The 14884-nt window shown below is 69.9% G+C and carries 10 protein-coding genes; 1 reads left to right on the top strand and 9 read right to left on the bottom strand.

The features are described from left to right. Window positions 1-4: 4 nt before the first annotated feature. From DEW08_RS05230 to fabI, 8 genes are all read right to left on the bottom strand, one after another. On the bottom strand, window positions 5-2554 hold the full coding sequence (locus DEW08_RS05230; RefSeq protein WP_109325025.1) for a hybrid sensor histidine kinase/response regulator: 2550 nt from the start codon (window positions 2552-2554) through the stop codon (window positions 5-7). Continuing rightward, a complete protein-coding gene (locus DEW08_RS05225) occupies window positions 2551-5607 on the bottom strand; it encodes a chemotaxis protein CheB (RefSeq protein WP_245985993.1) in 3057 nt (1018 codons plus the stop codon). The genes DEW08_RS05230 and DEW08_RS05225 overlap by 4 nt, the downstream gene beginning before the upstream one ends. A gap of 358 nt (window positions 5608-5965) precedes the next feature. After that, window positions 5966-7708, bottom strand: coding sequence for a signal peptide peptidase SppA (sppA, locus tag DEW08_RS05220; protein ID WP_109325024.1), 1743 nt, complete (start codon window positions 7706-7708; stop codon window positions 5966-5968). Between the two features lie 28 nt (window positions 7709-7736). Next, window positions 7737-8309: a peroxidase-related enzyme gene (locus DEW08_RS05215; protein WP_109325015.1), complete on the bottom strand. Its 573-nt coding sequence runs from the start codon at window positions 8307-8309 to the stop codon at window positions 7737-7739. A gap of 122 nt (window positions 8310-8431) precedes the next feature. After that, the gene (locus tag DEW08_RS05210) at window positions 8432-8959 is read right to left on the bottom strand and encodes an invasion associated locus B family protein (protein WP_245985991.1); all 528 of its coding nucleotides are present in this window, start codon (window positions 8957-8959) and stop codon (window positions 8432-8434) included. A 133-nt stretch (window positions 8960-9092) separates the two neighbouring features. Continuing rightward, window positions 9093-10169: a chorismate synthase gene (gene aroC / locus DEW08_RS05205; protein ID WP_109325009.1), complete on the bottom strand. Its 1077-nt coding sequence runs from the start codon at window positions 10167-10169 to the stop codon at window positions 9093-9095. Between the two features lie 90 nt (window positions 10170-10259). Continuing rightward, a complete protein-coding gene (locus DEW08_RS05200) occupies window positions 10260-11426 on the bottom strand; it encodes a hypothetical protein (RefSeq protein WP_109325008.1) in 1167 nt (388 codons plus the stop codon). A gap of 126 nt (window positions 11427-11552) precedes the next feature. After that, window positions 11553-12395, bottom strand: coding sequence for an enoyl-ACP reductase FabI (gene fabI, locus DEW08_RS05195; RefSeq protein WP_109325007.1), 843 nt, complete (start codon window positions 12393-12395; stop codon window positions 11553-11555). A gap of 91 nt (window positions 12396-12486) precedes the next feature. Between fabI and DEW08_RS05190 the strand changes: the two genes are divergently transcribed. Next, window positions 12487-13869, top strand: a complete 1383-nt coding sequence (locus tag DEW08_RS05190; RefSeq protein ID WP_245985990.1) for a YihY family inner membrane protein — start codon at window positions 12487-12489, stop codon at window positions 13867-13869. A 28-nt stretch (window positions 13870-13897) separates the two neighbouring features. Here DEW08_RS05190 and DEW08_RS05185 read toward each other — a convergent pair whose 3' ends face one another. Further along, the gene (locus DEW08_RS05185; RefSeq protein WP_109325006.1) at window positions 13898-14860 is read right to left on the bottom strand and encodes a DnaJ C-terminal domain-containing protein; all 963 of its coding nucleotides are present in this window, start codon (window positions 14858-14860) and stop codon (window positions 13898-13900) included. Window positions 14861-14884: the final 24 nt, after the last annotated feature.

Below are 14884 nucleotides of genomic sequence, written 5' to 3'. Positions count from 1 at the left end.
CGCCTTACTGCTGGCCGAGCGCGGTGCGGACCGTGCTGTGCAGGGCGTGGGGCTGGATCGGCTTGTGCAGCAGGGCGCACTGGGCGCCCGTCGCCTCGCGCAGCCGGTCGGACGAGGTGTCGCCGGTCAGCAGCACCCCCGGTATGTCGCGGCCCAGCCGGCGGCGCACCGTGTCCATGACCATCAGCCCGGTCGCCCCGTCGGGCAGGCGGTAGTCGGCCAGGATCAGGTCGGGCGACAGCCCCTCGTCGAGATGGCCGTAGGCCTCGCCGACCGTGCCGGCGTCGACGACCTGATAGCCCCAGCCCTCCAGCATCAGCGAGAGGGCCATGCGGATGACCGCGTCGTCCTCCACCAGCAGGACCAGCGCGTCGCCGCCGTCCGCCGCGCCGTCCGTCCCGTCGCCGGCGGCAGCGCCGAGCGTGCCGTCCTGCCCGTCCGGCGCCTGCGGTCCGCTCTGCGGCAGCGGCAGGCAGACGCAGAAGCAGGAGCCGCGGCCGAGCTGCGAGGTCACCTCGATGGTGCCGCCCAGCATGGCGACGAGGCGCTTGGCGATGCTGAGCCCCATGCCCAGCCCCTCCCGCCGGTCGCGGGCGGCGTTGCCGACCTGGTAGAAGTCCTGGAAGATGCGGTCGAGCTGGTTCTCCGCGATGCCGATGCCGGTGTCCCAGACCTCCAGCCGCAGCCGGTCCCGGCGGCGGCGGACGCCGACCAGGACGCGGCCCCGCTGCGTATAGCGGATGGCGTTGGCCAGCAGGTTGCGCAGCACCCGCTCCATCAGCGCCCCGTCGGTGTGGACGGTCAGCCGGGGGACGACGGAGCGCAGCCGGATGCCCTGCGAGGCCGCCACCGGCTGGAACTCGCGGTCGAGCCGCCCGAACAGCTCGCCGAGGTCGACCGGCGCGACGTCGGGCGACACCAGCCCGGCCTCCAGCTTGGAGATGTCCAGCATGCAGTCGAGCAGGCTGCCCAGCGACCCGACCGAGACGCGGAGCTGGTCGGCCAGGGTGCGGGCGGTGTCGGGCAGCGGTTCGCGCAGCAGCAGGCCGGACAGCAGCATCAGCGCCTGGACCGGCTGGCGCAGGTCGTGGCTGGCCGAGGCCATGAAGCGTTCCTTGGCGTCGAGCGCGACGTTCAGCTCGCGCTCCAGCGCCTTCATGGCGGTGATGTCGGTGACGCTGGAGACCACCGCCTGGACCGCGCCGTCCGGCCCGCAGACCGGGTGGCTGGACACCCGCAGCCAGCGAACCGGCGCGGCGGCCCCGTCGCCCTCGGCGATGCCGAGGATCTGCTCGACCACCGGCTTGCCGCTGCGGGCGGCGCGGGCGGCCGGCGGCAGGCCGGTCAGCCGGACCCCGTCGGCATCCACGATGCGCCGGCCGGCGGTGGAGGCCCGGTGGTCGCCCGGCCGTCGCGGCCCGCCCAGCTCCTGCGCCTTGGGGTCGAGCAGGATGGCCGCCGGCCCCTGCAGCAGCCGCTCCGCCATGGCGTTGGCGACCTGCACCGTGCCGTCCGCCGACAGCATGGCGAGCCCCTCGTGCAGCGACTGGACGAGGACGCGGTGCCGCCGCTCGCTCAGGCTCAGCGCCTCCTCGGCGGCGCGCTGGGCGGTGACGTCGCGGAAGGCGACGACGGCTCCCTCGATGGCCCCCTCGATCCGCCCCTGCTCACGGATCGGCGAGAGCTTCATCTCCGCGGTGAAGAGGGTGCCGTCGCGGCGGTAGAGGCGGGCCGCCGCGATCGTCCGCTGCCGCCCGTCCTCCCCGGCCAGGGCCGCGAGCGCGCTGCGCACCCCGTCCGGTCCGTCCGCGGGCAGCAGCTCCTCCAGCGTCCGCCCGACCAGATCGGCCTCGTGGAAGCCGGTGATCGCCAGGGCGGCGGCGTTGGCGAAGCGGATGCGGCCCTGCGGGTCGAGCCCGAAGATGCCGTCGGCCACCGCCTGCAGGATGTGGTGGTAGGCGGCGCGCGCCCGTTCCGCCTCGTCGCGGGTGTGCTGGATCTCGCGCAGCCAGATGTTCCGCTCGGTCAGGTCGGTGATGGTCAGCAGGACGTCGCCCTTCTCGCCGTCCTCCAGCGCCACCGGGCGGGCGTCGGTCAGCCCGTCGATCATCGCCCCCTGGCCGCCGAGATAGGCATATTCCTGCCGGACCCACTTGCCGGTCTCGCGCAGCCGGGTGAGGGCGGTGAAGAGGCGGCCGTGGTCCGCCGGATCGACCAGCAGGGTCAGCGGGCGCCCGGTCAGCCGGCGCATCGGCAGGCCGAACTGCCGCTCCGCCGCGGCGTTCGCCTCGCCGACGATACCGGCGGCGGTCACCGTCAGGCAGGCCACCGGGATGGACTGGAAGAGCTGGAGATACTGGATGCGCGAGGCCTCCAGCGCCTGCTGGGCGGTGCGCAGCTCCTCGTTCTGGATTTCCAGCTCGGCCTGATGGACGTACAGCTCGTGCACCACCTCCCTCAGGGTGGTGGCCGTCGGTTCGGCGCCTTCGAACAGGCCGTCGTTCAGGATGGTTTCGGCGCGCCGGCGCAGCCGGCCGGGCAGATCCTCGGTCACGGCGCCTCCTCGACCAGGCTGGCGGCATCGGCCGGTTCGGCCGCCGCGCCGCTGCCGGTCCTCGCGGTCGCCAGCCGGTTCTCCATCAGCTTGCGGTTGGTGATGTCGATGTGGCTGACCACGACGCCGCCCTGCGGATCGTTCAGCCGCACCGCATGCATCAGGAACCAGCGATGCTCCGTGGCGGAATGGCAGGGGTACTCGATGGTGAAGCTGGACATCTCGCCCCGCAGGATGCGGGTCAGCCCGTCGTGGGCGGCGCGGGCGATCTCCTCGCCCTCCACCCCTTCGGTGACGTCGCAGGCCCCCAGGTAGTTGGTCCCGACGCCGCAGCGCTCCAGCGCCGGCGCGCCGTTCAGCGTGCCGAAGGACCGCCAGGCCGCGTTGACCGTGACGATCCGCCCGTCCCGGTCGATGACGGCGATATGCTCCGGCAGGCTGTCGAGCACGCTCTGCAGCGTCTGCTCCGCCTCCTTGGTGGCGGTGACGTCGACGAAGGTGACGACGACCCCCGATACCTGGTTCTTGTCGGTCAGGTAGGGGAGGATGCGGGTCAGGATCCAGCGGCCGTCGCGCACCCGGACGTGGCGCTCGATCGGCAGGTGGCTGTCGAACACGCCGCGGATGTCGTCGAGGAAGGACGGGTAGTCGATGTTGGTCGACAGATGGCTGATCGACCGGCCGACGTCGCGCGGGATGATGTTGATGAAGCCGGCCGCCGCCGGCGTGAAGCGGCGGATGACGAAATCGCTGTCGAGGAAGATCGTCCCGATCTCGGTCGAGCGCAGCAGGTTGTCGAGGTCGTTGGTGATCTCCGTCAGCTCTTCGACCTTGGCCTGATACTCGGTGTTGACCGAGTAGAGCTCCTCGTTGACCGACTGCAGCTCCTCGTTGGTGCTCTGCAACTCCTCGTTGGAGGCCAGCAGCTCCTCGTTGGTCGCCTGCAGCTCCTCGTTGGCGGTCTCCAGCTCCTCGATCGTCGCCTGCAGGTTCTCGCCGCGCGACACCAGCTCCTGCTCCAGCCCGCGGATGCGCTCGGCGGCGTCGGCGTTCAGGTCGAAGTCGGACTCCGGCAGCAGCAGCGGCGCGTTCGCCGAATCCAGCACGACCAGGGCGAAGCGGCGGCCGGTCTTGCGGGCGACCACCGGCTTGACGCGCAGGCTGATGGTCGAGACGCCCTCGCGGTCCTTCACCGGGATGCTGGACAGGGTGAACTCCTCCCCCGACCGGAAGGCGCGGTTGAGCGCGGTGCCCGTCACCATGGCGACCGAGGAGGGCAGCAGCTTCAGCACGCTGAGCGTGGCGTCGCCGGCCGGCACCTTCAGCAGGCTGGAGGCGTCGCCGAAGACATGCATGATGTTGAACTGCTCGTTGACCAGCAGGGCCGGCGGGACATAGGCCTTCAGCAGGGCGGCGATCGCCTCGTCGATCGCCGCCCCTTCCTCCATCGCCGCGTTGGAGCCCTCGTCGCCGTGCCGGGCGAGCGGGGCGGCGACGGTCGGGACCAGCAGCCGGGACAGCCGGTAGGATCCGGTGCGCAGGCTCTGGAACAGCTTGTTGCGGCCGTCCAGCGTGTGGAATTCCGGCTGCAGGTCGCCCAGCGTCTCGCTGGTGCCGAGGAACAGGAATCCGCTCTGGCGCAGCGCGTACTGGAACAGGCTCAGCACCTTTCGCTGCAACGGCTGGTCCATGTAGATCAGCAGGTTGCGGCAGCTCACCAGGTCGATCTTGGTGAAGGGCGGATCCCGCATGATGTTGTGGACGGCGAACACCACCATGCGGCGGATATCGCGCGAGACGACATAGGTTTCGCCGCGCTGCGTGAAGAAGCGGGCGAGGCGGTCCTGCGAGACGTCCTCCGCGATGGAGCGCGGATACTCGCCGAGGCTGGCCGTTTCGATGCTGTCCTGATCGATGTCGGTGGCGAAGATCTTGACGTCGAAGCTGCGGCCCAGCCGCTCCTGCGCCTCGGCGAACAGGATGGCGATGGAGTAGGCCTCCTCGCCGGTGGCGCAGCCGCAGACCCAGACGCGCAGCATGTCGGTCGGGCTGCGGTTGGCCAGCAGCGCCGGCACCGCCTTGTCCGCCAGCGCCTTGAAGGCCGCCTCGTCGCGGAAGAAGCGGGTGACGCCGATCAGCATCTCCTTGTACAGGCTGACCGCCTCGGCGCTGCTGCGGCGCAGCAGGGCCGCATACTCGTCCATCGAGTCGATCCCGGCGGCGTGCATCCGCCGCTCGATCCGGCGCAGCAGCGTGGCGAGCTTGTAGTGGGTGAAATCGACACCGGTGACGGAGCGGATGGCCGCGACGATCTGGGCCAGCGGATCGGCGGCGCCGTCGCGCGGGCGGGCGGGCGGGGTGGGGCGGGCCTTCGCCAGCACCTTGCGGGCCAGCTCGATCAGCTTCGCCGGCAGGTCCTGGGGCGGCAGGACGAGGTCCACCTGCCCGGTGGCGATGGCGCTGCGCGGCATGCCGTCGAACTGGGCGGTCTCCGGCTCCTGCGCCGCCGTGAAGCCGCCGGCCGACTTGATCGCCAGAACCCCCCGCGTCCCGTCCGAACCGGTCCCCGACAGGATCACCCCCATGGCGAGCGGCCCCTGGTCGTTCGCCAGCGCCATCAGGAAGATGTCGATCGGCAGGCTCATCCCGCTGCCGGCATCCTTGGTCGTCAGGCGCAGGGCGCCGTTCTCGATGGTGAGGTGCTTGCCCGGCGGCAGGAGATAGACGGTGTTGCGCTCCACCCGCACGCCGTCGGTCGCCTGCACCACCTCCATGTCCGTGTGCTTGGACAGCAGGTCGACCATCAGGCTCTTGTGGACGGGCGACAGGTGCTGGACCACGACATAGGCGAGGTCGCTGTCGCCGGGGACCGCGTCGAAGAAGCGCTGCAGCGCCTCCAGCCCGCCGGCCGAGGCGCCGATGCCGACGATGCAGCAGGGTTGCGGATCGGCCGCGCCTGCGGAGCCGGCTTCCGGCGCGCCGGCCGGATCGTCCGGCTGGCTTGGCAGGGGAGCCGCGGCGTCCTGCGGTGTTTCACGGTCTTCTGGAAGCACGGTAATCGACTGCTGCGGCTGCGGAGACCCATCGCAATGGGATTTTCGGCTATATAGGAAGCCGTCCGACCGGTCAACATAACTAATAAAGTAGCGACTCGATGCGGTGATCCGTCTGATCGAACCGCTTATTCTTTCGGATGCCTGTGCCTAGTCTTTGCGCAAGTGATAGAACCAACGAAAGCGCTGGGGTATGTCGGCCGCGGAAGGTGCGACAACAATTTGAATACACCCTTAACATAACGTACCGGCCGGCGATGATTTCTTCCACCCCTCCGGTAGCGCTATGACTTTGGCGCAAAAAGCCCCCGCGCAGGCAGTCCCGCGCGGGGGCTTCCGGGAGGGCGCGGCGGTGGGATCAGCGGGACAGGCCGACCGGCGGCATCACCGTCTGCAGGCCGCCGCTGCGCGCCGCGTCGACCAGCGGGGCGAGCCGGGCCAGCAGCGGGCGGAGTTCGGCCATCGCCGCGGCGGCCTCCACCAGCTCGCCGCGGCCGGACATCAGCTCCGCCACCTGCTCCAGCAGGCTCTTGGGCGGCGGGTAGGGCGTCAGGGTGACGGCGGCGTCGGCGGCGAGCCCGATGGCCTGGCGGGCCAGGGACAGCGCCTCGTCCTCGCCGCCCAGCGCATCGACGAGGCCGATCTCGCGGGCCTGCTCGCCGGTCCAGACGCGGCCTTTGGCGACTTCCCGCGCCTGTTCCGGCGACATGCGCCGGGCCTCGGCCACCCGCTCCAGGAAGGTCGCGTAGGAGCGGTCGATGATGGCGGTCATCCGCTCCTCCTCCGAGGCGGAGAAGGGGCGCAGCGGCGACCACATGCCGGCGTTGCGCGACGCCTTCACCTCTCCCCAATGGACGCCCAGCTTCTCCGACAGGCCGCCGGCCGCCATCTTGCCGGCGACGACGCCGATGGAGCCGGTGAGGGTGGCGGGGGAGGCGACGATCTTGTCGGCGGCGAGCGCGATCCAATAGCCGCCCGACGCCGCGGTGTCGCCCATGCTGGCGATGACGGGCTTGCCCTTCTCCCGCGCCTTGACCAGCGCCCGGCGGATCGCCTCCGACGCCGAGACGGAGCCGCCGCCGCTGTCGATGCGGAACAGGATGGCGCGGACGTCCGGATCCTCCACCGCCTCCTCGATGGCCTCCACGATGGTCTCCGACCCGGCGGTGACGTCGCCCAGGCCGGGCCGCTCGCTCTTGCCGCCGGTGATGGTGCCCACCGCATGGATCAGCGCGACGGTCGGGCCGCTGCTGTTGGCGGGGCCGGCGATGGAGCGGTAGTCGGCGAGATCGACCAGCTCCGCCCCGGTGGCGCGGCGCAGGGCGGCGTCCTTCGCCTCGTCGGCATAGCCGATGCGGTCGATCAGCTTGGCCTCCAGCGCCTCGCGGTCGAGCAGCGGCGACCGGTCGATGGCGGCGCGCACGGCGGCCGGGGCGAGGCGCCGGCTGGCGGCGATGCCGTTGACCATCTGGTCGGTCAGGTTGCGCAGCAGCGCCTCCATCATCTCCCGGTGGGCCGGCGTGAAGTCGGTCCTGGTGAAGGTTTCGGCGAAGCTCTTGTATTCCTCCCGCTGCATGAGCTGCGGATCGACGCCGAGCTGGTCGAGTGCCGCCCGCGCGAAGGGCACCTGCGCCGATAGGCCGGTGACGCCCAGCAGGCCGAGCGGCTGCATCCACACCTCGTCGAAGGCGCTGGCCAGCAGATAGGCGCGGTTGCCGGCCCCGCCCTCGCCGAACCCTTCGGCATAGGCGACGGCGAAGCGGCCGGAGTCGCGGAAGCGGCTCACCGCCGCCCGCAGCTCCTGCGCCTGGGCGAAGCCCAGCCGGTCGCTGCCGAAGCGGACGAGCAGCCCCTTCACCCGCGGATCGCGCCGTCCGCGCTCCAGCGCGTCCAGTACGTCCCGCAGGCTGGCCTCGTGGCCGAGGAAGCCGCCCAGCGCGTCGGTGGCCCCTTCGCTCAGCGGTTCGGTCAGGTCGAGCTCCAGCACCATCGTGTCTGGCAGGGTCGGCTTGTAGCGGACGGCCACCACCACCCCGGCAACCACGAGGGCGACGATCAGGAAGCCGATGAAGGCGAACAGGCGGACGAAGAACCTCAGCATCCGGGCAGCTCCGGTCGGAAAGGACGGGTCAGCGGTCCAGCTTGTGGTATTCGCGGTTGGGCAGCATGTCCACCGCCGTCGCGACACGGTTCGACATGTTGTAGAAGCCGACGGTGTCGGCGATGTCGAAGATCTCCTCGGCCGAGAAGCCGGCGGCGCGCAGTGCCTCGCGGTGGCTGTCGCCCACCGTCCAGGGCTCCTTCGTCAGCGTCCAGGCGAAGTCGAGCATGGCGCGCTGGCGCGGTTCCAGCGGGGCGACGCGGTAGTTGGCGACCAGCATCTCGCCCAGCTCCGGATCGCCGGACAGCCGGCGCACCGCCTGCCCGTGGGCGACGAGGCAGTAATAGCAGTGGTTGGCGGAGGAGACGACGACCGCGATCATCTCCCGCTCCAGCTTGCTGAGCCCGCTCTCGCCCAGCATCAGCTCGTTGTAGAGCTGGCTGAAGGTGCGCAGCTTCTTCTGGCGCAGGCTGTAGGCCTGCAGGACGTTGGGCACGAAGCCCAGCTTCTCAGTGCATTTGTCGAACAGCGCCCGCATGTCGTCGTCGAGCGTCGACGGGTCGGGGACGGGCAGGGCCATGATGTGGTCGGGCTGCGGCATGGCGATCGCGTTTCCTCTCGCTTCTTGCGGCCCCTGCCGGTTGCGGCGGGCCGGGAGGCGCCAGGGTAGCCGGGTGCCGCAGCGCGGGAAAGCCCCCCTTGCGGCGGGTCGTTCCGGCCGGCCTACATCCAGGGCGTGCCGACGGAGGCGCGGATCTGCTCGCTGCGCTCCACCGCCGCCTTGAAGCCCTTCAGCGAGAAGCGGATCTCCGACTTGGCCCCGGCCGGGGTCTGGCCGACGGCGGAAACCTGATCGCCGCCGGACAGCTTCTCCACCAGCCTGCGGTTCAGCTCGGGATCCTGCACGGCGCAGGTGTTGGTCTCCAGCGCAAAGCGCCGGCAGGGGAATTCCGGGCGGAACAGGCCGTTGTCGACCCAGACGCGGACCGGCCTGTCGATGTCCAGCGCGCCGGGCTCCACCCGGAAGCGCAGCCCCTCCAGCCACCGTTCGGTGGAGCGCAGCCAGACCAGCCGGGCCGAGCGGTCGTTGGCTCCGCGGGCCGTCAGCTCGCATTCCACCCGCCGGGTCGCCGGCCAGACCTGGCAGTAGAGCTTCCAGTCCTTGAAGGTTTCGGAATAGTCCTGGAAGGGTGCGGCGCCCTGGGCCGCCGCACCGGCTGTCCACAGCCCCGTCAGTCCGGCAAGAAGCAAACCAAAACGCCGCGCCGAGCGCCATTGCCGCGCCATTCGTTCCGGCTCCCGATCGGTTTCGCCACGCTTACGCCACCGTAAGGGATTCGGCAGGCCGGGGCAATGCGCCGGGCCGCCGCCCGGGCTACTCCGGTCAGCGCTCCTCGGCGCGGCGGCGCAGCAGGTGGTCGGCCAGCACGCAGGCCATCATCGCCTCGCCGACCGGAACGGCGCGGATGCCGACGCAGGGGTCGTGGCGGCCCTTGGTCATGATGTCCGTGTCGTTGCCCTGCAAGTCCACGGTGTGGCGCGGCGTCAGGATGGAGCTGGTCGGCTTCACCGCGAAGCGGACGACGATGTCCTGGCCGGTGGAGATGCCGCCGAGGATGCCGCCGGCGTTGTTCGACAGGAACTCCGGCTCGCCGTTCGGGCCGGCGCGCATCTCGTCGGCGTTCTGCTCGCCGGTCAGGGCGGCGGCCTCGAAGCCGTTGCCGATCTCGACGCCCTTCACCGCGTTGATGGTCATCATCGCGCAGGCGAGATCGCTGTCGAGCTTGTCGTAGAGCGGGTCGCCCAGCCCGACCGGCACGCCCGAGGCCACCACCTCGACCACCGCGCCGATCGAGGAGCCGGACTTGCGGATGCCGTCGAGATAGTCGGCCCATCGGGCGGCGGCCACCGGGTCGGGGCAGAAGAAGGGGTTGCGCTCCACCTCCGCCCAGTCCCAGCGGCTGCGGTCGACCTTGTGCGGGCCGATCTGGACGAGGGCGCCGCGGACGGAGACGCCATGGCCCAGCACCTTGCGCGCCACCGCACCGGCGGCGACCCGGCAGGCGGTCTCCCGCGCCGAGGACCGGCCGCCGCCGCGATAGTCGCGGATGCCGTACTTCTTGAAATAGGTGTAGTCGGCGTGGCCCGGCCGGAACTTGGCGGCGATCTCGCTGTAGTCCTTGGAGCGCTGGTCGGTGTTCTCGATCAGCAGCGAGATCGGCGTGCCGGTGGTCTTGCCCTCGAACACGCCGGAGAGGATCTTCACCTCGTCCGGCTCCTGGCGCTGCGTCGTATAGCGCGACTGGCCGGGCCGCCGCTTCTCCATCCAGGGCTGGATGTCGCGGGCGGCGTCCAGCGCGATCAGGGACGGGCAGCCGTCGATCACCACGCCGATTGCCGGCCCATGGCTCTCGCCCCAGGTGGTGAAGCGGAAAAGCGTGCCGAAGCTGTTGCCGGCCATCGTCGGAACTCCCCTGATCGGACGCTGCCTTTTGCGGCTTTTTGCGCACGCGCGTCAAGGGAGATGGGGGTGGTCCCTGTTCCCGTCCGCTCAGAACGCGCCCTTCTGTTCGCGGCGGCGGTCGAGAGCGACGTCGAACTGGCGCAGCAGCTTCTGCATCGCCTCGAAATACAGCTTGCGGCCGGGATTGTTCTTCATCGCGCGGCCGTCGAGATGCGCCACGCTGGTCAGCGCCGACACGCAGTAGCCGAGCAGCCAGTAGCGGGTGCGGATGCCGCGCAGATAGTCGCGGAACGGCTCCGGCTGGCCGTTCATGAAGGCGCTGAAGGCGGTCTCGTAGTCCGAGAGGATGGTGCGGATGTCCAGCAGCGTGGCCTCCAGCAGCTTGCCCACCTTCTCGATATGCATCAGAAGCTGCGTCTCGTAGGGCTTGTGCATGCGGATGTCGATCGGAATGCACTCCCGCGACTTCAGCCAGGTCAGGATGGTGCGGGCCCGCGGCGCGATGCGGCGGAGCTGGTATTCGTAGAAGGTCGTGCCCTTCCAGGCGCTGAAGATGCTGTCGGCCTCGGCCCGCTCGATCCCGAAGGCGGAGACGAACAGGCCGGCCTCCTCCAGGTTCGGGTTCCAGATGGCGTCCAGGAACCGGTCGATGTTCTGCGCGCCGCTCTGGCTGCCGGCCAGCGCCTTGCGCACGATGGGCTCGATACGCTGCCGGATCAATCGCCGGAGCTGATGGTCCTCTTCGTTGCTGATCAGGAAATGCCGCGGGTCGACCGTGACCTTTTCGGCCTCGAAACAGGTTTTCAGCAGGAAGGCGTCGAGCGACGGCACCTCGTCGATCATCGACAGCAGCTTCATGTCGGACACCGTGGCGCTGTCCGCCGGGGTGGCGGTGACGGTGGTGCCGAACTGTTCCTCGATCAGCGCCGCGCTGTTGCGGCCGCGCAGGTAGATGGCGACGCCGCCGGCCTCCGGCGCCTTGGCGTTGTGCGGGACGTAGATGCCCGTCTCCACCGGCCGCTCGGCGGATTCCAGGTCCTCGTCCTCGGCGATGGGGTCGGCCGCCTCGTCGCGGTCGTCGAAGTTCGGATACTTGAAGAGGATGCAGCTGTTCAGACCCTGGGTCTTGAAGAGCCGCTTGTCCTCCGGAATGTCGCGCGTGATGGAGATGAGGTTCATCGAGACGCTGGAGCCGCCGTGAAGGATCTGCTCCAGGATCGGCGAGACCGAGTCCGTATTCCGCCTTGCGCGCATCAAAACAACCCGAACCGGTAGGAAAGCTGCCGCAGCATAGTCGCGCATGCGGCAACGGCAAAGGGGGAACCGGCCGGAGACCGGCCGACTCCCCCGCGCATATGACGTCAGGAGTGGCTTGGCGCGTCAGGCCTTTTGCCCGCCGAGCGAGCCGAGGAGCTGCGCCACCTCCGACGCGGCGTCGACCGCGACCATGCCCACCGTGTGGTAGCCGGCGTCGACGTGCATGACCTCGCCGGTCACGCCGGTGCCGAGGTCGCTCAGCAGGAACAGGCCGGCGCCGCCGACCTCGCCGATCGTCACGTTGCGCTTCAGCGGGGCGTTCAGCTCGTTCCACTTCAGGATATAGCGGAAGTCGCCGATGCCGCTGGCGGCCAGCGTCTTGATCGGCCCGGCCGAGATCGCATTGACGCGGATGCCCTGTCCGCCCAGATCAACGGCCAGGTACCGCACGCTCGCCTCCAGCGCCGCCTTGGCGACGCCCATGACGTTGTAATGCGGCATTACACGTTCGGCGCCGTAATAGGATAGAGTGAGGAGGCTGCCGCCATCCTTCATCAGCGGCACGGCGCGCTGCGCCACCGCGGTGAAGGAGTAGCAGGAGATGTCCATCGTGCGGAGGAAATTGCTCCGCGTCGTGTTGAGGTAGAGGCCGTCGAGTTCGCTCTTGTCGGAAAAAGCAATCGCATGAACCACGAAGTCCAGCTTGCCCCATTCCTTTTCGATCGCAGCGAAGGTCGCGTCGATGCTGGCCTCGTCGGTGACGTCGCAGGGCAGCACGAGCTTGGAGCCGACCTGATCGGCCAGCGGCTTCACGCGCTTGGCCAGCGCGTCGCCCTGGTAGGTGAAGGCCAGCTCCGCCCCGTGCTGGGCGAGCGTGGACGCGATTCCCCACGCGATGGAGCGGTCGTTGGCCACGCCCATGATCAGGCCGCGCTTGCCGTCCATGAGCGGCTTCGGATTGGACATCGGGACCTCGTGAAGCACTGCATTGCGGTAAAAAGTGCGGCGCATCCTACACGAAAGCACTGGCCGGTCAAACGTGGGCAGGAGGTCAGCGGTGCCGGGACGTGAACCGGAAGACCGGGGGGGACATCGCAATCCGCGCGGCATCAAGGCGCCGCTTCGCGAGATCGGCGGCTTCGTCGCCCATGCCGCCATGCGCTTCTACAACGACAACTGCTTCCAGACCGCCGCGTCGCTGACCTACACGACGCTGCTGGCGATCGTGCCGATGATGACCATCGGCTTTGCCATCTTCTCCGCCTTCCCGGCCTTCAGCGCGCTCCAGGTGCGGGTGCAGACGGCAATCTTCCGCAATCTGGTGCCGGAGATCGGCGACGCGATCATCGAGTACATGAGCCGCTTCATGGCCAACGCCGGCCAGATGCCGATCTTCGGCGTCGTCGGCCTCGCCATCTCGGCCGTGCTGCTGATCTGGACGATCGAGGGCTCCTTCGCCACCGTCTGGCGCGTGCGGGAGCCGCGCTCCTACATCACCCGCATCCTGTCCTTCTGGGCGGTGGTGTCGCTGACCCCGCTGTTCGCCGGCGCCAGCCTGTCGCTGTCCAGTTCGCTGTGGGGTGTGCTGGAGATCGCCCACCTGGAAGGCTACGTCAACCCGCTGGCCGGCTTCGGGGCGGTGCTGCCCTTCGTGCTGCAGCTCATCGGCTGCACGCTTCTCTACCTGATCATTCCCAACCGCGACGTCTACTGGCTCGACGCCTTCGCCGGCGGGGCGGTGGGGGCCATCCTGCTGGAGGCGTCGAAGGCCATCTTCGCCTGGTACATGCGCGAATATCCGGCCTACCAGACGATCTACGGCGCGCTGGCGACGGTGCCGATCTTCCTGTTCTGGCTCTACATCGCCTGGTCCACCGTGCTGTTCGGCGCGGTGGTCGCCGCCTCGCTGCCGGAATGGCGCGCCGGCAAGATCACCAAGGGCGGGCCGGAGGGGCTGCTGCCCGCCCAGCGGCTGGCCCTGGCGCTGGCGGTGCTGCACGAGCTGATGGACGCCAGCCGGCTGGGGGTGGGCCTGCGGCGCCGCACGCTGGTCGGCCGGGTCCCGGTGGGGACGGTGCTGATCGACGGCATCCTGGAGCAGCTTCGCGACGTCCACTGGGTGGCGCACACCACCGGCAACGCCTGGGTGGTGACGCGCGACCTCGGCGAATCGACGCTCTACGACCTGATGAAGGCCCTGGGGATCGGGCTGCGCGGTTCGGTCCACGGGCTCGGCGGGCTGGAGCTGCCCTGGCAGGACCGTACCGCCACGCTGCTGGAGCAGGCGGAGACGCAGCAGCGGGATCTGCTGAACGTGCCGCTGAAGGTCCTGCTCGCCGACCTGCCGGACAGCGACCAGCCTGCGGGAATGGGGCCGGCCGGGAACGGCCCCGCGGGAACGGCACGGGCCGCGGTCCCGTTCCGGGCGGTGAAGTCGTGAGGCGGTCGGCGGGGAGCCGCCCGCCCGCCTACTCCAGCCCCGCCTTCCTGCGGACGTCATAGCTGCGGGTCTTCGCCCACTGCTCCATGAAGCGCACCAGCTCGGCGTCCGGCGGGTCGGGAAGGACCACCTTAAGCTTCACATACTGGTCGCCCGGCTCCCGGGTCTGCTGGTTCATCACGCCCCTGCCGCGCAGGCGCAGGACGGAGCCGGTGTTGCTGCCCGGCGGCACCTTCAGCGCGACCGGGCCGCTGACCGTCGGCACGCGGATGGTGGCGCCCAGCACCGCCTCGTTCAGCGTGATCGGCAGTTCGACATGGATGTCGCTGTTCTGGCGGGTGAAGAAGGGGTGGGCTTCGACATGGACCTCGACGATGGCGTCGCCGGCCGGCATGCCGCCCAGTCCGGGCAGCCCCTGGCCCTTCAGGCGCAGCTTCTGCTGGTCCTCCGTGCCGGCCGGCACGGTGACGTCGATGCTCTTGCCGTTGGACAGGTTGATGCGCCGCTTGGTGCCGGTCGCCGCCTCCAGGAAGGGGACGGTGACGGAATAGGCGATGTCGCTGCCGCGCGCCTTCGGCCCGGACGAACCGCCGGTGCCGCCGCCGGCGCCCGCGCCCGCCCCGCCGCCGGGGCGCCGCCGCCCGCCGCCGAACAGGTCGGAGAACCAGTCGTCGGAGGAGAAGAAGGAGTCGTCGCCGCCGCGCCCGGCCCCGCTGTAGGCCCGGCCGCGTCCGCCGCCGCCGCGGGCCCCGAACCCGGCATGGCGGTCCTGGCCGGAGCCGTCGATCTCGCCCCGGTCATAGCGGGCGCGCTTCTCCGGATCGGACAGCAGCGTATAGGCCGCCGAGATTTCCTTGAAGCGCTCCTCGTTCGCGGCGTCGCCCGGTTTCAGGTCGGGGTGGTACTGCTTGGCGAGCTTGCGGTACGCTTTCTTGATGTCCTCGGTGCTGGCGGATCGGCCGATGCCGAGGATACTGTAGGGGTCGCGCATGGAAGCCTTGTGCAAGCGGTCCCG

The organism is Azospirillum thermophilum (genome assembly GCF_003130795.1).
GTDB lineage: Bacteria > Pseudomonadota > Alphaproteobacteria > Azospirillales > Azospirillaceae > Azospirillum > Azospirillum thermophilum.
This window is presented reverse-complemented; position numbering and strand designations above follow the sequence as displayed.

Bases quoted from the DNA above. Each gene is read 5' to 3' on its own strand.
- sppA (WP_109325024.1), bottom strand. From the start codon at position 7,708: ATGCTGAGGTTCTTCGTCCGCCTGTTCGCCTTCATCGGCTTCCTGATC.
- DEW08_RS05215 (WP_109325015.1), bottom strand. From the start codon at position 8,309: ATGCCGCAGCCCGACCACATCATGGCCCTGCCCGTCCCCGACCCGTCG.
- aroC (WP_109325009.1), bottom strand. From the start codon at position 10,169: ATGGCCGGCAACAGCTTCGGCACGCTTTTCCGCTTCACCACCTGGGGC.
- DEW08_RS05200 (WP_109325008.1), bottom strand. From the start codon at position 11,426: ATGCGCGCAAGGCGGAATACGGACTCGGTCTCGCCGATCCTGGAGCAG.
- fabI (WP_109325007.1), bottom strand. From the start codon at position 12,395: ATGTCCAATCCGAAGCCGCTCATGGACGGCAAGCGCGGCCTGATCATG.
- DEW08_RS05185 (WP_109325006.1), bottom strand. From the start codon at position 14,860: ATGCGCGACCCCTACAGTATCCTCGGCATCGGCCGATCCGCCAGCACC.